The 24,116-nt window shown below is 28.3% G+C and carries 19 protein-coding genes, 1 tRNA gene and 1 pseudogene; 7 read left to right on the forward strand and 14 right to left on the reverse strand.

Annotated features, from left to right (window positions below):
• Positions 1-202 precede the first annotated feature (202 nt).
• Positions 203-478 (forward strand): hypothetical protein, encoded by a 276-nt coding sequence (locus KQ44_RS14805; protein WP_240516473.1) that lies wholly within the window; start codon positions 203-205, stop codon positions 476-478.
• 5 nt (positions 479-483) lie between these two features.
• Here the strand turns inward: KQ44_RS14805 and KQ44_RS15555 are convergent.
• The 3 genes and pseudogenes from KQ44_RS15555 to KQ44_RS04150 form a co-directional block, all read right to left on the reverse strand.
• Positions 484-1,385: pseudogene (locus tag KQ44_RS15555) on the reverse strand (PfkB family carbohydrate kinase).
• Between the two features lie 22 nt (positions 1,386-1,407).
• Positions 1,408-3,315, reverse strand: a complete 1,908-nt coding sequence (locus tag KQ44_RS04145; RefSeq protein WP_096736352.1) for a penicillin-binding protein — start codon at positions 3,313-3,315, stop codon at positions 1,408-1,410.
• A 13-nt stretch (positions 3,316-3,328) separates the two neighbouring features.
• Positions 3,329-3,399 (reverse strand) — tRNA-Cys (locus tag KQ44_RS04150).
• A 274-nt stretch (positions 3,400-3,673) separates the two neighbouring features.
• Between KQ44_RS04150 and KQ44_RS04155 the strand changes: the two genes are divergently transcribed.
• From KQ44_RS04155 to uvrB, 5 genes are all read left to right on the forward strand, one after another.
• Entirely contained in the window at positions 3,674-4,363 is a 690-nt protein-coding gene (locus KQ44_RS04155; protein ID WP_096736353.1) for a tetratricopeptide repeat protein, read from the forward strand.
• Positions 4,364-4,414: 51 nt separating this feature from the next.
• Complete coding sequence (locus KQ44_RS04160; protein WP_096736354.1) at positions 4,415-5,602, forward strand: M23 family metallopeptidase; 1,188 nt, start codon at positions 4,415-4,417, stop codon at positions 5,600-5,602.
• A 34-nt stretch (positions 5,603-5,636) separates the two neighbouring features.
• A complete protein-coding gene (locus tag KQ44_RS04165; protein ID WP_096736355.1) occupies positions 5,637-6,812 on the forward strand; it encodes a hypothetical protein in 1,176 nt (391 codons plus the stop codon).
• A complete protein-coding gene (locus KQ44_RS04170) occupies positions 6,809-7,663 on the forward strand; it encodes a M23 family metallopeptidase (RefSeq protein ID WP_096736356.1) in 855 nt (284 codons plus the stop codon). Before KQ44_RS04165 ends, KQ44_RS04170 begins: the two co-directional genes overlap by 4 nt.
• Before the next feature lie 361 nt (positions 7,664-8,024).
• On the forward strand, positions 8,025-10,073 hold the full coding sequence (gene uvrB / locus KQ44_RS04175; RefSeq protein WP_096736357.1) for an excinuclease ABC subunit UvrB: 2,049 nt from the start codon (positions 8,025-8,027) through the stop codon (positions 10,071-10,073).
• Positions 10,074-10,345: 272 nt separating this feature from the next.
• Here uvrB and KQ44_RS04180 read toward each other — a convergent pair whose 3' ends face one another.
• From KQ44_RS04180 to KQ44_RS04230, 11 genes are all read right to left on the reverse strand, one after another.
• Positions 10,346-11,386 (reverse strand): alcohol dehydrogenase, encoded by a 1,041-nt coding sequence (locus tag KQ44_RS04180; protein WP_096736358.1) that lies wholly within the window; start codon positions 11,384-11,386, stop codon positions 10,346-10,348.
• A 129-nt stretch (positions 11,387-11,515) separates the two neighbouring features.
• Positions 11,516-12,646 (reverse strand): molecular chaperone DnaJ, encoded by a 1,131-nt coding sequence (dnaJ, locus tag KQ44_RS04185; RefSeq protein ID WP_096736359.1) that lies wholly within the window; start codon positions 12,644-12,646, stop codon positions 11,516-11,518.
• Between the two features lie 54 nt (positions 12,647-12,700).
• Positions 12,701-12,991 carry a DnaJ domain-containing protein gene (locus KQ44_RS04190; protein ID WP_096736360.1) on the reverse strand — a complete coding sequence of 97 codons (291 nt, stop codon included), beginning with the start codon at positions 12,989-12,991 and terminating at the stop codon, positions 12,701-12,703.
• A gap of 25 nt (positions 12,992-13,016) precedes the next feature.
• Positions 13,017-13,709: a YoaK family protein gene (locus KQ44_RS04195; RefSeq protein WP_096736361.1), complete on the reverse strand. Its 693-nt coding sequence runs from the start codon at positions 13,707-13,709 to the stop codon at positions 13,017-13,019.
• Positions 13,710-13,770: 61 nt separating this feature from the next.
• Positions 13,771-14,586: an ankyrin repeat domain-containing protein gene (locus tag KQ44_RS04200; protein ID WP_168171255.1), complete on the reverse strand. Its 816-nt coding sequence runs from the start codon at positions 14,584-14,586 to the stop codon at positions 13,771-13,773.
• 140 nt (positions 14,587-14,726) lie between these two features.
• Positions 14,727-15,068 (reverse strand): hypothetical protein, encoded by a 342-nt coding sequence (locus KQ44_RS04205; RefSeq protein ID WP_020004809.1) that lies wholly within the window; start codon positions 15,066-15,068, stop codon positions 14,727-14,729.
• 46 nt (positions 15,069-15,114) lie between these two features.
• Positions 15,115-17,034 carry a molecular chaperone DnaK gene (dnaK, locus tag KQ44_RS04210; protein WP_096736363.1) on the reverse strand — a complete coding sequence of 640 codons (1,920 nt, stop codon included), beginning with the start codon at positions 17,032-17,034 and terminating at the stop codon, positions 15,115-15,117.
• A gap of 89 nt (positions 17,035-17,123) precedes the next feature.
• Entirely contained in the window at positions 17,124-17,333 is a 210-nt protein-coding gene (locus KQ44_RS04215; RefSeq protein ID WP_013112545.1) for a hypothetical protein, read from the reverse strand.
• A 21-nt stretch (positions 17,334-17,354) separates the two neighbouring features.
• Complete coding sequence (locus KQ44_RS04220) at positions 17,355-17,981, reverse strand: nucleotide exchange factor GrpE (protein WP_096736364.1); 627 nt, start codon at positions 17,979-17,981, stop codon at positions 17,355-17,357.
• 559 nt (positions 17,982-18,540) lie between these two features.
• Entirely contained in the window at positions 18,541-19,920 is a 1,380-nt protein-coding gene (dnaA, locus tag KQ44_RS04225; protein WP_096736365.1) for a chromosomal replication initiator protein DnaA, read from the reverse strand.
• Between the two features lie 376 nt (positions 19,921-20,296).
• Positions 20,297-23,038: a tetratricopeptide repeat protein gene (locus KQ44_RS04230; RefSeq protein WP_096736366.1), complete on the reverse strand. Its 2,742-nt coding sequence runs from the start codon at positions 23,036-23,038 to the stop codon at positions 20,297-20,299.
• Positions 23,039-23,110: 72 nt separating this feature from the next.
• Between KQ44_RS04230 and KQ44_RS04235 the strand changes: the two genes are divergently transcribed.
• Positions 23,111-24,049, forward strand: coding sequence for a glycosyltransferase family 1 protein (locus tag KQ44_RS04235; protein ID WP_240516474.1), 939 nt, complete (start codon positions 23,111-23,113; stop codon positions 24,047-24,049).
• The last annotated feature ends 67 nt before the right edge of the window (positions 24,050-24,116 follow it).

Here is a 24,116-nt window from a genome sequence, read left to right on the forward strand (position 1 = left end):
ATTTGAATGTAAAATTCAGGGTAATAGAAAAATTTGATAAATTACTATCCTCTGACAATAAAGAATATGTTTTTATATAGACGCTAATTATATTTTTACTGAAGAAGGCAAAGCTATATACAGTAATAATATATATAATATTCAAACAACATTAAATGATTTAGAAGAAAAACTTAATAAAGCTTCCTCTCAGGAAGAAAAAATGCAGTTAAATCAGAATATCAGAATATATAAAGGGCTTTTAGCTTATAATACACCTCCAAAAAAATTTATAACTCTATTAATAAATAGACAAATATATGACTACATTTCTAAATATCCGTCAAGCTATATAGATAATATGATGCAGAATAATTTGCAGCAGTTTTATGATGACATAAGAAATAATATTATATTAAATGAAAAGTACACTGGATGCTTTACTTCACTTCTATTTATCACCAAAGAAAAATTTAAATATTATACTGGAAGAACATAAAATTATTATAAATTAAATTTAGATTTTACTTTTTTAATATCATACCTCGCTGTGCCGCCTTTTACCTGAATCATCTCCTCCGAAACATCAGAAGCAAACTCCAATACATTTTTTATATCCAAATTTATTAATATAGCATAACTTAAAGCAGCACAAAAACTATCCCCTGCTCCTACTGTATCAATAACATTAACCTTATTTGAAGGCTTGAAAATATACTCATTATTATAAAATACACTAGCACCTTTAGATCCAAGTGTAAGAAATATATAATCAATATTAAAATCTTTATTAATGGCTTTGAGTAAAGTTTCATTATCATTTTCTAATGAAGGATAAAAAAGTTCTTTTATTACAGCAAGCTCATCATCATTAATTTTTAATATATTTACAAACTCTAAAGATTCTTTTATTTTTCTTTTGTATAATAATTTTTTCTAAAAGTAACATCGCATACTTTGTATTTAGATTTAATATTTTTAAATATTTTTTTTAATGTAGTGTATGATTTTTCATTTCTTTGAGAGAGTATATTAAAATAAAATAAATCATAATTTTCATTTAAAGCATTTTCTATATCTTTATTATATTCTATATTATCCCAAGCTGCATTCTCATGTATAATATAGTCTGGAACTTTTTTTTCATTAAGAAATACTGTAGCTTTACCTGTTTCATAATTATCTAATATCTGTATTAATGACTTGTCTATATTTTCATTATTGATAAACGATAAAGCATCTTTGGAATAATCATCATTACCCAATGCAGTTATAAATCTAAGTCTGTCATCATGCCCAATAAGCCTAGAAAGCTGAAGAGAATAATTAAATGGAGCACCTCCGATTACAGAAACATTATCATATACATCATATAAGAGCTCTCCGAAACTAAGTATATTATTCATATATAAACTCTCCAAATAATATTTACTCTTTATTATCAATAGGTGCTTTTAATAATAATCTTACTATAGAATTATTTGTTATTTCAGTACCTGCCTGAGGCGAATAATCATAAACATAACCCTCACCTTGTATAGCTATTTTGGCATTATTATTTGATACTATATATGATATATTATTCAAAGCATCTCTTAAAGAAAGTCCCATTATATTAGGCATAATATTATTAGTAGCACTGTAATAGCTATTAGAAGGAGGAACTAATGATAAAAATTCATTCGTGTTTATTGTATATATATCGCCGTCAACAAGCCCTAAATAAGGTATTATCTGATTTGCAATTTTAGCAAATAGAGGTGCAGCTACCCTTCCAGCTGACTGCGTACCTTTTCCCTGAGGGTCATCAAGAAGAACGAGTATTGATATTTTTGGATCTTCAAGAGGAAAACCTCCGATAAATATGGACTGATAATATTTTTCTGGTTTTTCTGATTCATTATCTCTGTAAACTTCAGTTATAGCAGTACCAGTTTTACCTACAACATCAATATTAAGCAAATTAGCTCTGTATCCTGTAGAACCAGATTCAACACCTTTTCTTAAAAGAACCCTAGCTATTTGAGAATACTGTTCATCTATAATTCTAGTTTTTTTAAGCCTATTTGTAACACTTATTTTTTCTATTCCATCATAAATGGAATCAACAACATGCATAGGTACTTTCCAACCGCCATTTAAAAGGGGGAGATAAGAGGCTGCTATCTGCATAGGAGTAACACTCAAATCATATCCTATAGCCAAATATCCTCTTGAAAATCTATGCCATTTATTTAAATTGTGATATATACCGCTCCATTCATTTTTATAGGGTCCGACACCTGTAGGCTCTCCGAAACCGAATCTTTTTAAATAATCATAAAAAAACTGCTTGTCTATTCTCTCAGCTATAGTAACTATTGCAAAGTTGCAGCTGTATTTTAATATATCATTAAAAGCTACATCGCCATGCGGATAATCGCAATGTATGCGTGTTTGTCTGCTGTAATCATAATATCCTTTACAATGAAAAACTTCATCACTATTTACAACACCCTGTTCTATAGCAGCAAGTTCTGCAAATATTTTCATTGTACTTCCTGGATATATTGTACTCATTATACTTCTGTCCATTCTTTCATTATTAACATAAATAAATGGATTATTAGGATCAAAAGAAGGATAAGAATAATTTGCTATAACAGCACCAGTATTAACATCTGATACTATGACTGTAGCCGACTGAGGAGATCTTTCTGCAACAGTTTTTAATACTTCGTTTCGTACTATAGTTTGAACATCTCTATCTAATGTTAATACTATATCTTTGGGATTGTCATTTTCTGATGATAAAATTGATTCATAAGTAGCTTCAAGTCCTGCATATCCTTCCGTTTCAGTTCTGTTCATATATCCTATCACATGTGCAAAAACATCTTCATATGGATAAAATCTCTTGTAGCTTTCTATACCATAAATACTTTTTACTGTATATTTATCTTTTATTTCTTTTATCTTTTTATAAGAATCCAAATTAATATTTTGAGCTAATCTTATAGTTCTTCTTTTTGAGGATATTAAATCTGCAAATTTTTCTTTTGTAATACCAATAATACTAAAAATTTGACTGTATGCTTCATTAATATCAGTATTTTCATTTCCATCTAATGAAACTGATTCTGTATCAAGGTATATTGTATAAGCTGGGATATTAATTGTAAGAGGACGCATTTTTGAGTCGTATATAGTTCCTCTTGGCTTATCAAGTCCGTCTAAAGAAGTTATAGATTTTCTGTTTTTTACTGTAAGGTTAAATAACCTAAAAAATATAGCAATAGTTACTATGAAAAAACATACAAGAAATAAATATAGTTTTTTTATACGAGCTTCATTCATAATTAGAAAAATGAGGCGGCGAACGGATTTGAACCGATGATAAGAGTTTTGCAGACTCCTGCCTTACCACTTGGCGACGCCGCCGTATTTTAGATTTATTAATAATATATCAAAACAAATAAAAAGTCAATATGTTATAAAAAAAATATAGTTTTTTATTTTATATATAAAATTACTATAAACTTCACAAAATCATATTTTTATATTAAACAAAAAATAAAAATCTAAGTAAAATGAATGTAATTTTTTATAAAAACTTTACATAATTTTTTTATTAAAGTTTTATATAAAATATATTGAGATTTTTAAATTATAAATATACAATATAGCTAAAATCAAATATATATTAGGAGTATATATGAGTATAGGCTCTAGCAGAAGCAAATTAGAAGACGGTATAAAATTCTTTAGAAATGAAAACTATAAAGAAGCTATTGACTCATTAGAAAAAATATTTTCAGAAAAAAATGATGTAGAGTCTGGATATCATTTAGCATTAGCCTATGCACAAATTCAGGATTATGATAATACTCTTCAGGTATTTGATAAAATAATGAGACGTCTGGACAATCCACTAAGACTTATGCAGGCACATATTATTGTAGGATATATATACGCTGTAAAAGAAATGTATGACCTAGCTGAATTTGAACTTATGGACGCTTTATCTTCTGGAGTAGAAAATACTCAAATACATGCTGCTTTAGGATATGTATACTACAAAAAGGGAAATATTAGAAAGGCTATAGAACATTTAAAAAAGGCAGTAAATCTTGACCCTAAAAGTGCAAATGCAAGAAACTCTTTGGGGTTTATATTAGCGGATACTGAAACTAACATTGATGAAGGAATAGAAGAAATAAAAAAAGCCGTATCAATAGACCCTAGTAATCCTGCTTATTTAGATTCTTTGGGTTGGGCTTTCCTCAAAAAAAATGATTTGCCTAATGCAAAAGAATATTTGACAAAGGCATTTGAACTGGCTCCTACAAACAGAGATATAAAAGAACATTTATTAAAACTAGATCAATTATCATATAAAAAATAATAATCAAAATAAATATATTATAAAATATAAAAAATATTATTAGGAGGAGTTATGAAGTATATAATAACAATTATATTATCATTTTATATTTTTTCTTTTAGCTTATATTCTCAGTACAAGGCAGAATATTTGGGAAATAATATATCAATAGTAAGAGACGGGCAAACTATAAATAAAATGCCCGAACTTAAAAATAATGATATATTAGAAACTAAAAAAGACTCTTTTGCTCAAATAAATATAAATGATAAATATTATTATATAGCTCCAAACAGTAAAATAAAAATAACTTCTTCTAATGCCAACCTTATTAATGGTGCTTTATATATTAGAGATAAAAACTTTGATTCTTTAGATGATTTTAAAGATTATGATAAAGACATAAAAATATATGCAGACCCATTCCCTTTTTATGCAGGAAAAGTATCAACTATATTTATAACCTCTAAAGATGATATAAAAATAGGAAACTCAAAACTTCTTGGAAGTGCAAGACCTATAGTTAAATTTTTTGAAGTTAAAGATGCTGACAGAAATTTAAAAGTATATAAAAGCATATTCGGAATATATGTTGGTGCTCAAGATGAAAAATATCAGTTTGTATCAAATATAGAATTAAAAGATAAAACTACTCTTAATGTAGCTATAGATATAAAACTTGATTTCACTCCTCCCCCACCAAAACCAAAACAAATACCGGGTGTTACTTCTACTATGAAAAATATTATAAGTAATCCTCAAAAATCAAGAGAAGAAAAAGAACTTTTAAATGGTAATGTTTATATAAGCTACACCCCTACTAATTATGCCGACAAAGTATATATAATGCCATCTCAGGGAAGATACTCTTCAGGTTTTGGAGCTTTCAGAGGATACACAAAAGACTATGCAAGATATCATCAAGGGTTTGATATAGCAAATACAAATGGTACTCCTATAATAGCAGCCAATAACGGAGTTGTAAGAGTATCAAGAGAGTTATTTGTAAGAGGAAACTGCGTTGTTATAGATCATGGAGAAGGAGTATATAGCTCATACTTTCACATGTCTAAATTAATAGCAAAAGAAGGACAGTATGTAAAAAAAGGAGAAGTTATAGGTCTTATAGGTTCTACTGGAATGTCAACTGGTCCGCACTGCCATTGGGAAATGAGAGCTGGAAATATGACTTTTGATCCTTTAAGCATACTAGAAAAGCCTGTCTCTTTTAATACAAAAATGCTAACACAAATAAAATAATAAAAATTATTATATTAAGAGATAAAATATAAATATGCAATTAAAAGAAAAATCAATAATAGAATTAGAAAATATACACAAAATAGAGCCTTTCTTTATTAGATATTTAACCATAATAAGTTCTGTTATTTTAATTATTTCATTTATATTTTTCTTTGGTACTAACAGACTTAATGAAGAATATAATACAGTAAATGTTTGGAATAAAGAAACGCAGTCTATAGAACCTCCTTCACATGATGATAATTTTAATATAGACGGCATATTCAAACAAAATTTTTTCACAAAACCAGAAGGTATAGTGCACTATTTTGATTTTAACGGAGATACAACATACTCTACAAACTTAGCAAGAGGGGAATTAGCAACAGCCAATAATCAAAACTTTATAATATATAAAAGATACGGTAATTACATAGATGCATATAATAACATGGGAATTATTATATGGCGTACAAATACATCTATCTATCCAGAAATAGCTCCTTATGCTGAAAGAATAATATATCATTCAAGCGATAATTCAAAAATACAGATGTTTGATTTTAATAATAACCCATTAAGCAGACATATACAATACGGAGAAATTATTACTGACGGAGCCTTTGCTCTCAATACTGGAGATTATATAGCAGGTTTTTCAAGCGGAGATATAGCATATATTAACAGAAACGGAAATCTATCATTTGCTATATCTACAATATTAAGTGAGATAAATATAGTTAAATCAGTTGCTATAAGTGAGTACGGAAGTTTTGCTATGTCAGTAAGCGGAATAAGACCAGAATATATGACGCTTTATGATGCAAACGGAAGAACTATGTGGTATTTAGAAACAGGTTTAAACAGAAGACGCCATGTATCAAGTTATGTAAGCGAAAAATCAATGACTGCTTTTATGCTAGCTGACAGAGACATTATACTATACACTTTGAACAAAGGAAAAGAAATTGACAGAATTAATTTAGAAAAGTATAATATGATGAATGCTGTTAATATGAAACTTAATAGCGAAACTAATTCTACAATTATGAGCGTGTCAAAAGATGCTAAAAGTGTAGTTTTAATATATGATAATAATGCCAAAGAAATAGTCTTTGAAAAATATTTAGACGGCTGGGTATATAATCTTGATATATCTAGTTTAGAAAATGAATATATGATAGTAAGCGATAAAATGATTTATACATATAAGAGAGTTAAACTATGAAAAAATATATATTAATATTATTTATAATATCATCTTTGCTATTTGCAAGAGTACCTATTGATGATAACCGAATAAGAATAACAAGCACATTTGGAGAGTTTAGAACAGACCATTTCCATAACGGAGTAGATTTCGGCGGAAATAGAATGGAAATATATCCTGTTAAAGATGGAGAGATAGTTTATTATCTTGATGAAGATGAAGACCCTACAAGACCGCTTTACGGAGTTGGAAATGTAGTTATGATAGAACACCCTGATAATTTAAGAAGTTATTATTACCATATAGAACCTGGTACTATAGAAAAATCTTATGCTAAAGTAACAGAAAAAGATGTTATAGCTCTTACTGGAAACAGCGGAAGGTCTGGAGGGGCACATCTGCATCTTACCATAGAAAATATGAAAGAAGGTTTAGTTGTAGACCCTTTAGAATATCTTAATATAGATAAAGGTTCTTCTCAGCCTCCTTTAATTCATGGTATTTATTTAAGAACTGAAAACAGACTTATACAAATAAAAGATAAAATGCCTATGAGCTATAACGGAGAAATCAAACTATTTGTAAAGGCTTATGACTTACTTGGAAGCATTCCTATGGGGCTTAAAAGAGTAAAAATATATATGAATGATGAACTTGTAAGAGATTATGACTTTACATATTTTATAAAAAGGGATAATGTATATTATATAGCTCCGAATTATAGATTTGAAGAAGTATACGGAGTGGACTCTCATTTTTATAGAGGAGGAGTATTTACCCCTAAAAGAGGAAAATATACTTTTAAAGCAGAAGTTACTGATTTTGATAATAAAACAGTGGTACTAACTAGGACTGTTAATTTTTATTAAAATTTTAGCAAATATAGATTTTAAGTATATACCTAAACTATTACATTTTGTCAAAAAATAATTTTTTTTAATTTAAAATATTGCACTACGCAGCATCCCAGTTCTTTTGTTGGCACAAAGAACCAAAAAGACTGCATTTTTAGCCTAAATTTCAGGTATTACTATACATTTAATACATATATTTAAAATATAAAGTTCTATCAATTGCATTTTTTTAAAACTTTTTTGTGTGGTAAAAAAGTTGATAATTATGTATAATGTATATCAATTGACAAAATAAAATTGTTCAAGTATATACTGCATAAAAATAAAAATATGCAGCTAATTTACTAATTATTAAAAATATAGTATAATAGTATGCATGAATTTTAAATTAGAATCCAACTTCAAACCCTCTGGAGATCAAGTAACAGCGATAGAATCTCTGGTAAAAGGGCTTGAAAATAAAAATAAATATCAAACTCTTTTGGGAGTTACAGCAAGCGGAAAAACTTTTACTATAGCCAATGTTATAGAAAAAGCCAACAGACCTACTCTTGTAATGTCTCATAATAAAACTTTGGCGGCTCAACTATACAGAGAGCTTAAGGATTTCTTTCCTAATAATGCCGTAGAATACTTTGTTTCATATTATGACTACTATCAGCCTGAAGCATATGTTCCAGCTAAAGATTTGTATATAGATAAAGACGCTTCGGTTAATGATGAAATTGACAGATTAAGGCTTAAAGCAACAACTTCACTTCTTGAAAGACGAGATGTTATAATAGTGGCTTCTGTTTCATGTATATATGGTTTGGGTTCTCCTGAGGATTACAGAAAACTCTACATTTCAATAGAAAAAGACGGTGAATATGACAGAGATGAAATTATTGAAAAATTAGTTTCTATTCAGTATGAACGTGTTAAAGATGTACTTGAGCGTGCCAGATTTAAGGTTATAGGCGATACACTAGAAATAATGAGTGCTTATTCTGATGAGGTTATAAGAATAGAGTTTTTCGGAGACACTGTTGAAAAAATAGTAAAAATTAATCCTGTAACAAGACAAAAAATAGCAGAACAAGACAGAGTTGTAATATACCCTGCCAAGCACTTTGTTACTGGAAGTGATAAACTAGCTGCTGGTATCAAATTAATAGAAGAGGAACTTGAAGAGCAGTATAATAAGTTCAAATCTGAAGGAAAATTAGTAGAAGCAGAACGTATATACGGAAGGACTAAATATGATCTAGAAATGCTTAGAGAGGTTGGATACTGTGCTGGAATAGAAAATTATTCACGCCCATTATCTGGACGTAAAGAAGGAGACAGACCTGCTTGTTTAATAGATTATTTCCCAAAAGATTTTTTGACTATTATAGATGAGTCGCATGTAAGTGTGCCTCAGATTAGAGGTATGTTTTTTGGAGACAGAAGCAGAAAAGAGACCCTAGTAAAGTACGGTTTCAGACTTCCTTCAGCACTTGATAACAGACCTTTATTTTTTGAAGAGTTTGAAAAACTTACTAATGACACAATATACATAAGTGCCACACCTGCAGAATATGAACTAAAAAAAAGCAGTCAGGTTGTAGAGCAGATAATCAGACCTACTGGACTGCTTGACCCTATTATAGAGGTATATCCTATTGATGGACAAATTGACAGAATACTTGAAGAAATAAAGAAAACCATATCAAACAATGAAAGAATATTTATAACAACTCTTACAAAAAAAATGGCTGAAGACCTCACAAAATATCTAAATGAAAACGGAGTTAGAACACGCTATTTACATTCAGATATTCAAACGGTTGAACGCGTAGAGATAATAAGAGATTTAAGACTCGGAGCTTTTGATGTACTTGTAGGGATAAATCTTTTAAGAGAGGGACTTGATGTACCAGAAGTGTCTTTAATATTAATACTTGATGCCGACAAAACAGGCTTTTTAAGAAATACCACCACCCTAATACAAACTATAGGACGTGCTGCCAGAAATGCTAACGGCAGAGTTATAATGTTTGCAGACAGTATAAGCGATGCTATGAAAGTAGCAATTGAGGAAACAGAAAGAAGAAGAAAAATACAAATGGAGTATAATAAAGAGCATAATATTACTCCGAAAACTATTATTAAGAAAATACAGGATATAATAGAAAGAGAAGAAAAAGTCGAAACTTCTTATGAGCTTCATTTCGATTTCAGACGCTTTAATGAAAGAGTAAAAATCGATCCTAAACAGCAAAGCGATGACTATATAAAAGAACTTGAAAAAGAAATGAAAAGAGCTTCAGACAGTTTAGAATTTGAAAAAGCTATTGAGATAAGAGAGAAAATTAATCAGCTTAAACAATTAAAGCCAGCTAAAAAAACAGTACATAAAAATGTAACTTCAAAAAAACCTAATGGAAAAACTAAAAGATAATTGTATATACTAAAACTTGAATAAATTTGCAAATTTATTCAAGTTTTTCCCGCCGTAAAAAATTGCAAAAACTGCAAGTATAAAAATAATACTAAACAGCACTAATTATATTTTACATATATAATAAATTATTAAATTTAGACTGAAATATAGCACTTCGCTGCCGACACCATACCAACGGTACTTCCTTTGGTCGCAAAAGAAGTTAAGGTGTTACGTACAAAGCCATGCAATATTTTAACTTTAAAAAATTATAGTTGTTTATGTATAAATTAATCATATTCTACAGCTATTTTTATACAGTTATCTTTTTTGCTTTCAAATATATCATATCCTTTTAGAATATTATTTAATTTTATTCTATGAGTTATAAGAAAATCGGTATTTATTTTATCTTCAGATATAAGTTTTAATATTTCATCACTATGAACAGCATCAACTCCACCAGTTTTAAATATTAGGTTTTTTCCGTACATTATATTAAGAGGAAGTATCTGAGGCTTTTCATACATAGCAACTAAAGCAACTGCTGAATTAGGGCGTGCTATTTTCCAAGCTAATTCAAATGTATTATCGCCTCCTGCAGCCTCTATAACATTATCAGCAAGTCTTCCATTATTTATATCCTTTATAAACTCTTCAATATTTTCTGTTTTTTTTGGATTTACAAAAAAGTCTGCTAATCCTTTTTCTTTTGCTATATTTAATCTATTTTCATCTATATCTATAGCTATTATATTTTTTGCTCCAAATATCCTAGCACATATCATAGAGCAAAGTCCTACAGGTCCAGCTCCTATTACCGCAGCAGTATCATTATTTTTTACTTCTGAAAGCTCTGCACCAAAATATCCACTTGCTAAAATATCCCCTACAAACAAAGCCCTATCATATGTTACATTTTCTGGAAGTATATTTAATGCAGTATCAGCAAAAGGTACTCTAACATATTGGGCCTGACAGCCATTAATACGGCAGCCTATTTCCCAGCCGCCTATTTCACAATTATTTATAAAACCATTTTTACAATAATAGCATTCTCCGCAGAAAGTAATGCAGTTGCATGACACTCTATCGCCTATTTTTATTTTTTTTACATCTTTACCTGCTTCTATAACTTCACCTACAAATTCATGTCCAAGAACAATATTTTCTCTTGCTCTAGGAACAGCACCGTTAATTATATGCAAATCGCTTGTGCATATGCTTGATAATGTTACTTTTACTACTGCATCTTTTGAATACAAAATTTTAGGATTTTCTATTTTCTTTAAATCTATTTTTCTATTGCCTAAATAAACCAATCCATTCATAATAATTACTTCCTTATTTTTATTAATTATAACATTAAAATCAATATATTAAAAATATTTAATTCATTAAAAATATGCAAATAAAAAAGGGACTTTTTAAGCCCCTAATATTTTTAATTATTATAAATTTTACCAATTATTTCTGCTAGGTTTTCTTAAAGTAGGTTCATCATTATTCGGTATAACTTTTTTAAGCTCATTAAATAATCTTTTTTCTTCTGCAGATAATTTTGAAGAAACATCTATATTTACTATTACAAATAAATCGCCTCTTCCAGATCTATTTATATGAGTAGCACCGCTTCCTTTTAATTTAAATACCTGACCGCTATTAGTACCTGCAGGTATTTTTATTTTAACTTTCTTTTTATCCAAAGTCTGTATATAAATGTCAGCTCCTAATGCAGCCTGTACTATATTAATTCCTACTTCAGTGATTAAATCTATACCGTCTCTAACAAAATATTGATGAGGAGATACATGTATATATAAGTACAAATCTCCTGCCACACCTCCGCCTATTGCTTCACCCTCTCCGCTTACTCTAAGTTGAGTATTATCCTCAATACCCTTAGGTATATTAACAGATATAGTTTTATTTTTTTTAATAGTTCCAGTTCCATGACATTTTTTACAAGGAGTAGTTACTATAGAACCGCTTCCATTACATTTACTGCAAGTTCTTCTTACACTAAAAAATCCCTGAGCCATTCTTACTTCTCCGCTTCCTCCGCAGGTAGGACAAGTCTGGGTTTTAGTTCCTGGTTCTGCTCCTGTACCATGACAAACATCACATATATCATTTTTGTCAAGTTTGATTTCCATCTTCTTACCGAATACTGCATCTTCCAAAGAAAGAGTAATATCATGTCTTAAATCATTTCCCCTTCTCTGAGACCTTGAAGATCTTCCAGAAAATCCTCCTCCAAAAAATGAACTGAATATATCATCTAAATCTCCGAATCCGCCAGAGCCTCCGAACATCTGAGAGAAATCAAACCCACCTCTGCCATAAGCATCAGCAAAATCACTATGAACACCTTGAAAACCAAACTGATCATATTGAGCACGCTTTTTCTCATCAGATAATATCTCATAGGCTTCAGTAGCTTCTTTAAACTTTTCTTCAGCCTCTTTATTTCCTGGGTTTCTGTCTGGGTGATACTGCATAGCTAATTTTCTATATGCTTTTTTTATTTCATCATTAGTAGCAGTCTTTGCCACTCCTAATACTTCATAATAATCTCTTTTTTCTGCCATTTATTATATCCTCTATTAAAATTATCATTTAAATTTATCATTAATATAAAAAAATCATTTTTTTCTTCTGCTTAATATTAAACCTAATCCAAGTCCTGCAGCAGCTAAAGTTCCAACAACATATTTATTGGAGGCTATATATAAAATATTATACTGCATACGCTTTTCTTTGTCTGATAAAACCTCATAGGCCTCTGTTATATCTATAAACATACGATTAGCTTTTTCATCTCCAGCATTTCTGTCTGGGTGATATTTCATAGCTAATTCTCTGTAAGATTTCTTTATTTTTTCATTACTGGAAAATATATTAACATTAAGTATTGCATAATAATCTTTATCCATAATAAATATATCCTTATATTATTTTCTAATTATCAAAAAACATTAAACTCTCAACAATAAATAATAACCCTGAAGCAATCCATATAGATTTAATACCAAATATCCTAGTAAAAAAACTACCCAAAAAAGCTCCTAAAGTAAATGAAAAAAGAATAGTTAAATATATAAGTCCGTTCTTTAACCCTACTTTATCTCTATTAAATAAAAATCTAAATAAATTATCTGAAGCTGACTTTAAATTACCAGTACACATATTAGTAACATAAGTAAGCCCTTCAACCTTATTAAAAGTTATCATTAAAGCTGCTGACATAAATGATATAACACTTACAACTATAATGTTTGAAATACCTTTATGCATAAAACCAACTATAAAAAGTATAATAGCTGCCATTAATATAATAACATATTCCAATTCCATTAACTTTTTCTTATTCAAAACTTTTTTTATATATAAAGCAGTCCAAATTCCAATAATAAAAACGCAAATAGGTATCAAATAATGCATAGTAAGAGCAAACTCTTTTTTAGCCAAATGCATAGCAAAAAATATCATATTACCAGTCTGAGCATAAGCAAATACTCCGTCTCTAGTGATATAAGTATAAGCATCTACAAATCCGCCTACCAAAGTAAGTATAGAAGCTATATATATAGTTTCTGTTGTGTGTATTGATTCATTTTTTCTTTTGATAAAAGCTATAAAACTATTTTTCACTTTACCGCCTCAATTTTATTGACAAATATTATAACATAAAAAAATATTTTTAGGAACATATTTAATTATTGGTTTTTAATAATTCTGCTACATCTAAATGTCCATTTTTTAAAGCATATTTAAAAGCATGTCTGTCATTTTTTACATCTGCCCCATTATCAATTAAATATTTTACTATTTCTAAATGTCCATTTTTTGAGGCATTACTTAAACTTGTAGCTGCGTATTTATCACCTATTATATTAATATCCGCTCCATTATCAATTAAATATTTTACTATATTCAAGTAACCATTTTCAGAAGCATATAATAAAGCAGTCCTATAGGAATAATCTCTCATATTAACATCAGTTCCTAATTCTATTAAATACTTAACTATATCTAAATAACCATTTTCAGAAGCATACATTAAAGCATGTCTGTCATTTTTAAACTCAGCCCCTTTATCTATAAGCAGCTTTACCAATTCTAAATTACCATTTTTGGCAGCAGAACTTAATGCATGTCGGTCATTTGATGCTTCGTATCCTTTTTCCAATAAATACTTTGCTATTTTTTCATATCCTTTTTCTAAGGCATACATCAAAGCATATCTGTCATATTTAAATTCTATTCCTCTATATATGAGGAATTTAACTATATCAAAATGACCATTTTTTGAAGCATAAGTTAAAGCTGTCTTGTAATAATAATCTTTTATATTAATATCCGCTCCATTATCAATTAAATATTTTACTATATCCAAGTAACCATTTTCAGAAGCATACATTAAAGGCGTTTTATAATAATCATCTTCTGTATTGATGTCATATCCCGATGATATCAAAGACTTTACTATTTCAAAATCATTATTTTTAACTGCTTCTAATAATTCCATAGTTTTAAATACCGCAATCATATATTTTTATATGTATTTATATGACTACTGCAAATACATATAAAAATATAGGCGATTGAAAATCAACACTTTCAAAAAATCAACTTCCAATCGCCCATTAGACTTTATATATTCAACTTTTACTTTTTATCAAAATCATATCTTAAATTCTTCAAATACGATCCAGGCATATAAGAAGCTTGTATTTGTTCTATATTTTGACCATATTTTTTTCTCATATCCATTATGAATATACAAATCTCTTTTATTTCATACTCTTCATATCCAATATTAGTTGCATACATAGGACTTCCAGAGAATATTTTAGTAAAACCTCTACTAGCTAAATATTGTTCCAAATCTGGGCTAAACCTTGTACGAAATGTATCACTACCTGTTGAATTAATAATCCAAGTATAATGAGATTCATTTTCAATAATGTTTAATTCCTTATATACATTAACATCAAATTGTTCTTGCATTAAACTACCCTCCATGATTTATTGATATTTATAATAATTTATTTTATTATTTATTATCATCAACTATCTCATAATCAGCATCAACTACGCCGTCATCTTTTCTGCCTGAATCTTGGCTGTTATTTTGCTGTTGAGCCTGTTGTCCTGCATCTGCCTGACCTTGCTGTGCACCTGCTTGTTTATAAAGTGCCTCTGAAGCTTTGTTCCATGCTGCTTGTAAATCGTCTGTAGCTCTTTTAATATTATCTGTATTATTAGATTCTACTGCTGATTTCAAAGCATTCATTTTTGACTCAATTTCTGATTTGTCAGAAGCAGGTAATTTATCGCCGTTTTCTTTTAATAATTTTTCTGTCTGATAAATCATATGGTCAGCATTGTTTTTAGCTTCTACTTCTTCTTTTTTCTTTTTATCTTCTTCAGCATGTTTTTCAGCATCCTGAACCATTCTGTTTATTTCATCTTCGCTTAATCCGCTTGAAGATTCTATTCTTATTTTTTGTTCTTTACCAGTACCCAAATCTTTAGCTGTAACATGTACTATACCGTTTGCGTCTATATCAAATGATACTTCTATTTGAGGAACTCCTCTTGGTGCTGGAGGTATGCCTACCAAGTCAAATCTTCCAAGTTCTCTGTTGTCATTAGCCATTTTTCTTTCACCTTGTAATACTCTGATAGTTACAGATGACTGATTGTCTGCTGCTGTAGAGAATACTTGTTTTTTGTTTGTAGGTATAGTAGTGTTTCTGTTGATTAAAACAGTCATTACTGAACCTTCTGTTTCAATACCAAGTGAAAGCGGAGTAACGTCAAGAAGAAGTACATCTTTAACATCACCTTTAATAATACCGCCTTGTACAGCTGCTCCCATTGCTACTGCTTCATCTGGGTTTACGCTTTTGTTTGGTTCTTTATTAAATATGTTTTTAACTGTTTCCTGAACCATAGGTATTCTTGTAGAACCTCCTACAAGTATTACCTCATCTATATCACCTATAGAAAGTCCTGCATCTTTCAATGCTTTTTCACATGGGATGCGTGTTTTTTCTACCAAATCTCTGATTAAATCTTCAAATTTAGCTCTTGTTAAAGATACATTCAAGTGTTTAGGACCTGATGCATCTGCTGTAAGATAAGGCAAGTTAATATCTGTTTGTAATGAGCTTGAAAGTTCTTTTTTAGCTTTCTCGCCTGCTTCTTTCAATCTTTGTAAAGCCATTTTATCATTATTCAAATCAACGCCTGTATCTTTTTTGAACTCATCTATAAGCCAATTAATTATAGCTTGGTCAAAGTCATCACCGCCCAAGTGAGTATCACCGTTTGTACTTTTTACTTCAAATACTCCATCAGCCAATTCAAGTATAGATATATCGAAAGTACCACCGCCCAAGTCATAAACTGCGATTTTTTCATCTTTCTTTTTCTCCATACCATAAGCTAATGCTGCTGCTGTAGGTTCATTTATTATTCTTAATACATTAAGTCCAGCAATACGTCCAGCATCTTTAGTAGACTGTCTTTGACTGTCATTAAAGTATGCAGGTACTGTAATAATAGCATCAGTTACTGTTTCGCCCAAATACTCTTCTGCTGTTTGTTTCATTTTTTGAAGTATTCTAGCACTTATCTCTTGAGGAGTGAAATTTCCTTCTAAAGTTTTAATTTTTACTTTTCCGCCGTCTTCTATAACTGTATAAGGCATTCTTGAACGTTCTTCTGTTACTTCAGCATAAGTGTTTCCCATAAAACGTTTAATAGAAAATATTGTGTTTTCTGGGTTAGTTACCATTTGGTTTTTAGCAGGCTGACCTACTAATACTTCCCCTTTATTTGTGAATGCTACTATAGAAGGTGTTGTTCTGTTTCCTTCGCTGTTTGTTATTACTACAGGCTTTCCGCCTTCCATTACTGATACACATGAATTTGTTGTTCCTAAATCTATTCCAATTATTTTACTCATATAAATTTCTCCTTTTAATTATTTAATTAATATTTTTTAATATTGTAAATTAATATTAGTATAAAGATTGTTTGTTATATATTTTATTGTCAGTCTTTCGTCAGAACACTAACAACATATTCAGTATGACCATTACCCAAATGTGAAGTAGTAAGGTCTACATTGATTACTTCTTTGTCTTTGATGTGATTGTTAATCGCATCAGTCAAATCCTGAAGAACTCTGTTTATATGCTGTATACTTTCTTTTTTGTCTGCTTTCGGCTCGTAATAAGCTCTAAAAAGTTGAATATGTGCCATAAAATCTCCTAATTAATTTATTTACTCTTTAGGTGCCGCAGGAGGTTTTCCTACTACTACCTTAGCTGTTCTCAAAAGCTCATCATTCAATTTATATCCTTTAGCATAAACTTCAACAACTTTTTCTTTATCAAGCTCTGGGACTTCTATCATAGTTAATGCTTCATGTACATTAGGGTCAAACTCTTCTCCTAAAGACTCTATTTCAGAAACTCCATTGTCATGCATAAAGTCTATAAACTGTTTATGTATTAGCTCTATACCTTTATAGTATTCAGTGCCTTGTATATTCTCATCTTTTTCGCCAGCTTTTAAAGCTCTTTCAAAATTATCCATGAAAGTTAAAAGCGATAATAATAATCCTTTATTTGCTCTTTTTATTGCATCTGTTTTTTCTTTAGCTGTTCTCTTTCTGATATTCTCTGCTTCTGCCATAGCGTACATATATTTATTTTTCATATCAGAAGCTTCCTGCTGCAGCTCCTCTACTTTTTTCTTTAATTCTGCAACCTCATCATTAGCAGGTTCTTCATCATTATTTTCTTTATTCTCTTCATTATCTTTATTACTTTCCAATTCTTCATTATTCTCTTTACCAATATCCTCTTTATCACCGCTTTCATTCGTTTCTTTTATTTCTTCTTCCATTTAATCTCCTTTAATGGATATTTATTATTAGTACCTGAAGTATTTAATCAGGTATATGTCTATATATATGCAAGAAACGTGCCAATATAAATTATTTTTGATAATATTCTGGTAAAGACAAAAAATTATTATAAACATAAAACAGCAGCTATAAATGTATAATATGTAGTATTATATTATATATTTTTATATAATAAACTATAACATTATAAAATTGCTATACTATTAGAAATAAAATATTATATATAAAAAAATTAGATATTAAAATATTATACATTTTGATAATACTATGTATAGTTTTAATACATCATCTTTGATAAAGAATGTATTATTTTAATACTATTATAAAAAAGGAATGTATAAATATTTATATATAATTGTATATGTAGATATATAAAAAGAAAAAGGGTTAAAAAAGTATCACCCTGATAAAAAACAGCAGGGTGATAAGGAGGTTTATGAAAAATTGTATTAATTTAACAATACTCCTTTATTATATACAATATATGACAAATGTCAATCTATTTTTTCGATTTTTTTCTAAAAATATGCTATAAAATTATGAAATATTGGATATAATTTCATTAATTTCTGAAAATAAATGAGAACCGCTTCTCAATTCATCTTTTACTTTATCTCTACTATGTATTATGGAGGCATGATCTCTGTTAAACTCCAAGCCTATCTCTGTAACTGATTTTTTAGAGTATTCACATGATAGATATATAGCAACATGTCTTGCTTTAGATATAAATTTTGTTCTGCCTTTACTCTCGAAAGAAGACATTTCTATGCCATAATAATCTGCAACCATTTTTTTAATTTCTTTAACAGTAGCATTTTTTAATTTGGGCTTATTAGTGAAATAATCTTTAAATATTCCCATTTTCTCGCATTGCTCTACATCTGGAGTAATCTTCATCAAATCTCTAACAGATAAATATGCCCTTATAGCACCTTCTATCTTTCTTACATCTGTAGTAATATTTTCTGCCATATACTTCATTACTTCTTCATCTATAGAAGTATGCAAATCAAATAATTTTCTTTCTATAATAGCAAGTCTAGTTTCATACTGAGGAGGCTCTATAGAAAGAATAAGGCTTTTTTCAAATCTGTTTTTTAATCTTGATTCAATATTTCTCAGTTCTTTTGGAGGTTTATCACTTACAAATACCATCTGTTTTGCCGCACTATCCAATGCCTGAAAAATCTCAAATAATTCCTTAGATGTTTCCTGAGCACTTTCAAGAAGTTGTAAATCATCTAATAAAAGCATATCCAATGATTTATATTTTCTTTTAAAAACTTCTGGCTTTTTATTCTGAAGACATGATACATATTCATCTCTAAAACCGCTTCCGTCTATATAAAGCACTTTAGCATTAGGATTAGCTTCAAGATAGCTGTTTCCTATAGCCTGAAGTAAATGAGTCTTACCTATTCCTACGCTTCCATATACATAAAAAGGATTGTATTCCTTACCTGGATTAGATGATACATACTTAGCAGCTTCAAATACATATCTATTATTATTGCCTTGTATGAAATTATCAAATCTAAAATAGTCGTTTAAATTTGATTTATTATTAGAAACTTCTTTTTTTACAGTATTAGATACTGATACGTTATTATTAACTGTTTCTTGCTTTTCCTGATACTCTTCTTCAGGCATTAAATGCTCATTAACAAAATCTGCATCAACTCTTACATCTATATCTATATTATCTGAGCATTTATCATTAAAAAAATCTTTTATTCTTCCTAAAAAATCTTTTTTTATATGAGTAGCAGCAAAATCTCCTGAGCATACAATAGAAGCCTTATTATCATCTTCAGCAACAAATACACTACCTTTAAGCAAAGCTACAGCTGTAAACTCATCATCTTCGCTAATAATATTTAAAAATTCATTCCAATACTGTTTAATATCTTCCATAATTCAACTATCTTTATAACTTATTCTAACAGTTTTATCATCGGTATTTATCAGCAAAAGTATAGAAGTTTCATTTTTATGGTAATTTTACATATTATACCTAATATTATCTTATGATTTTATACAGTAAAATTATTTTTATAATAGACTTGTTTTAAAAGTATTTGAAAGAAAAATTTTATACAAAATTATATAATTTAATTATTTATTATATTAATAAAACATTATATAAGTTGTATAAAATATATATTTAAAATATTAAAATACAGTTCTTTCACAGAGTAAAGCAGACATAGTATAAAATATATTTAGCACATACAAATATATATAAAAATTCATTTTTTGATAAATTATAATTGTTTGCTATATATAAACACTATTCAAGAAGTCTTTTCTGTATATAATAAATTTCTTTAAGTATGTTTTTTCTAGCATCAGCATCTTTTCCCCATACAGCCTTACTTAATGCAGTTTCATAATTATTCAAAGCCTCTTTGAGAAGAGTATTTGTATTTTTATCTATATATTTTTCAGCTCTTGCCTTATAAATCTTTCCAAGAAGTTCATATCCGCTATAATCATCTGGAAGTAATGCCAAATAGTTTAAAGCATAGTTCTCAGCATTAATATCATCTTTAAAATTATCCAAATATACCAAAGCAGCTCTATAATTTGCAGCGGCATAATTTTTATTTATCTTAACTATATTCTGATAATTAGTTAATGCCTCTTTAGTATTTCCTATAAATTCATTAATATAAGCCTTTTGATAAAGATAATTAATATTACCATTATCTAAATATATAGCATTATTAATAGACTTCATAGCATTACTATAATCGCCAATATCAGTATAAAGTTTTGAAGAAGCATAAAGTCCGTCTTTAGTATTAATATTTTTATTGAGCAGTTCTTCAATAGATTCAGATGTGTAATTATCTAAATGAACAGCAGTTTCAGCTATATAAATTGGGTTTACATCTAAATATTTTAAAGCCCTATCATAGCATTTCATAGAATAAGAATATAAATAAGCCTTATTATATTCTCTTCCAAGCAGTAAATCTTTTCCTCCATATACATTAATATATTCTGTCATTTTATTTATTATATTAAATCCTTCTATGTTATATTCTCTTATATAGCTTTCTGCAAGTCTTATTCTATTTTCTATATATGCAGGAGAAATTCTTAAAATTTCATTCATAGTAGAAGACAAAGAAACATAAGCATTTATATTATCATAAGAACCTATAGAACTTAAATATGAATTGATATCAATTTCATTTTTTACAGCCAAAGCATCATAATTACTTCTATTTCTTCTAATAGCCAAAGCTGCAGTTTTGGAAGCATTTTCATACTGTTTATTTTCATAGAGATAAGCAGCATAAAGTCCGTAAGTAATAGATTCTATCTTTTTAATATAGGCAACATCATAATTTTTATTTCTTAAGTCAGATATATATGCCAAAGCTTCATCAAATTGATTGAACCTTATAAACTCATATATTCTATCAGTAACCAAATTTAAATTTAATTTTAATTCCTCTTCCCAATACTCTGTTGCCTTTATATCTATAATATCCCTTTCTTTTTGATAAAGAGATGTATCATTATTTGAAACTCTTATCTCTAATAATTTCCTTAATAATAATACATTATTTACACTGATTATATTAGCATTAAAACCCTCTTTTAATATATCTATAGCTTTATCTATAGAACCAAGTTTATAATAAGCATCAGCAATATAACCTATTCTAATCTGTTCTTCAGTGCCGTAAAATCTGTACATAGACAACAACTGCATCATATCTACATAATAATTTTTCTGTTTTAATTGCTCCGCCTTATCAAGTATCATATTATAATCTATATTCTTTAGCAGTTCATCAGAAATATTTTTGTAAGATGTAGTTTCATATAATAGATTTTTTGCCTCAGTATATCTTTTCTTCCTTATTAAACTTTTACTATATTCAATTTTATTTTCATCAGATATGTTATAAAAATTAATTATTTGAGATATGATATTATCAGGATAGTAAGTATATCCTATATCATAAAGCATAGAGGCAAATGTTTCATAAAGTCTTGGCTTATTATAACAATATTCAAGTCCATTTTCTAATATTCTTATAGCTTCTGTTTCATTATTTTCATATAAATATATTTGAGCCAAAATGGCATAAGCCTCATCAAAATCTTTTTCTGAAGATATTAACTTTGACAGTATAGATTTTGCTCTCTGATAATCCTGCATTTCAAAATATGTTTTACCCAAAGCCACAGTTATTTCAGGATAATTTAGAGAATATGAAGACATATTATTTAATATCGAAAGAGCGTTAGTATAATTTTTAGCCTGAATATCTTTATCCCATAAATAAAGCTCTTTTTTTACTACGGCATTTGATATTTTACTCTGTATTCTAATTTTATCCTCATTATTTAAATATTTAGCATTTTTATAATTATTAACAGCATCATCATATCTATTATTTAATAAATTTATATCTCCAAGCCCCTCATTTCCGTAAGACTGACTATCTTTAAGAGAGCTTTGAAAATATGAATTGGCACTTTTTATATCACCATTTTTTAAGGCACAATTACCAGCTAAAAAAAGCCAATAAGGATTATTTGTAACTTTATATGCTGTGAGATAAGTTATTACAGTCTCTTCATATTCATTTATAGTCTCAAAAAAATTACCTGCCAAACCATAAACTTTATCAGTATCGTTTGTATTTATATATAAAGATAAAAGTTTGGTAAAATCCAAAGCAGCATAGCGTAAATCTGAACGTCTGAAATATGATAATCCTCTTATATAATAGAGCTTATAATAATTTGTATAATTAGCTTCTAAATTATTACAAAGTTCAATAGCTTCAAAAAATTTACCTTCCATAGCTAATTTTTCAGCTGTTTCTAATTCTTTATTAATAATATTATCATTACTAACGGTTATATTATTAGTTGGTGCTTTTATATCATCTAAAGTAATATTTATATTTCTGTCTTCCATAACAAAATGATATTGTAAAATATCTCTGGAATATGCCGAAATATATAATGTAAAAATTATAAGCAGTATATTTTTTAATTTCATAACAAGTCCTTATTTACTATTTTTAGTATCGGAATAGAACTTGTAATATTTTAATTAAGTAAGCAGGTAAAAATGAAAGAGATAGTTATATTGATATCGAATGCTGGAAATATAAAAGATAAAACAAATCAGTTTATGCTAAATATGATAGAACATTTTTATAAATCAGGAATAAGAATAACTGTATTTTCAAAATCATTCTCAAAAAACTTTCCAGCCTATATAGCAAGAAAACATTTATCTTCATTATTATTTACCAAATCTGCCAAAGATATAGCAAATATATCAGAAAATGCCGACGCCATTATAGCAATGGACTTCCCTATGAATATCATCGCGTCTATGACAAAAAACATATTTATAAAAAAAAGATTAAATAAAATGCCTGTTATAGTATGGTATGCACTTAATTTTCAAAATCATTTATATTTTCAGGAAAAAAAAGATAATAAAACTAAATTAACAGAAAAAAGACTTATAAAATTGGATTATGAGCATACTTTAAACATGGATATAATTATATGCGGAAGCAGCAAAATAAAAGAAAGATTGTTATATTTGCATAAGGATATAAAAAATATAGAAGTAATACAGCCTTATTTCTCTCCGTATATTTTTATAAATAAGAGTAAAGAAAAAGATAAATCAATAGTAATATTTTATGATAAGGAAGATACCATATTTAAATGTACTGCTGCATATGCCCAGTATTTAAAAGAAACTGAAAATATATATAGATTAAAAATAATAGGATATGATAAGGAATTAAAAGAAAATATAAATAAATTATCTATAGAACAGTATGTTGATTTTATAGATGAAGATAATAATGCATACATAGCAGAGATTATCTCAAATTCAAATGCTATTATAATACATAATACAAAAGACTCTTTTTATACTCAATTAATGGCAGCTTGGCATTATAAAACACTTCCTATAATAGATGAAAAAAGTTCTTCAGCCGAAATAGCATTAGATGAAAAAAAATGCATTGATATACAATTCTAAAAATCCTATATCAATAATATCAAAAATAAAAAAAATGTCAGAAAATAAAAAAATATATGAAATGTTT

Origin of the sequence: Brachyspira sp. G79, from assembly GCF_002379365.1 — a bacterium.
In the GTDB taxonomy this organism is placed as follows: Bacteria; Spirochaetota; Brachyspiria; order Brachyspirales; family Brachyspiraceae; genus Brachyspira.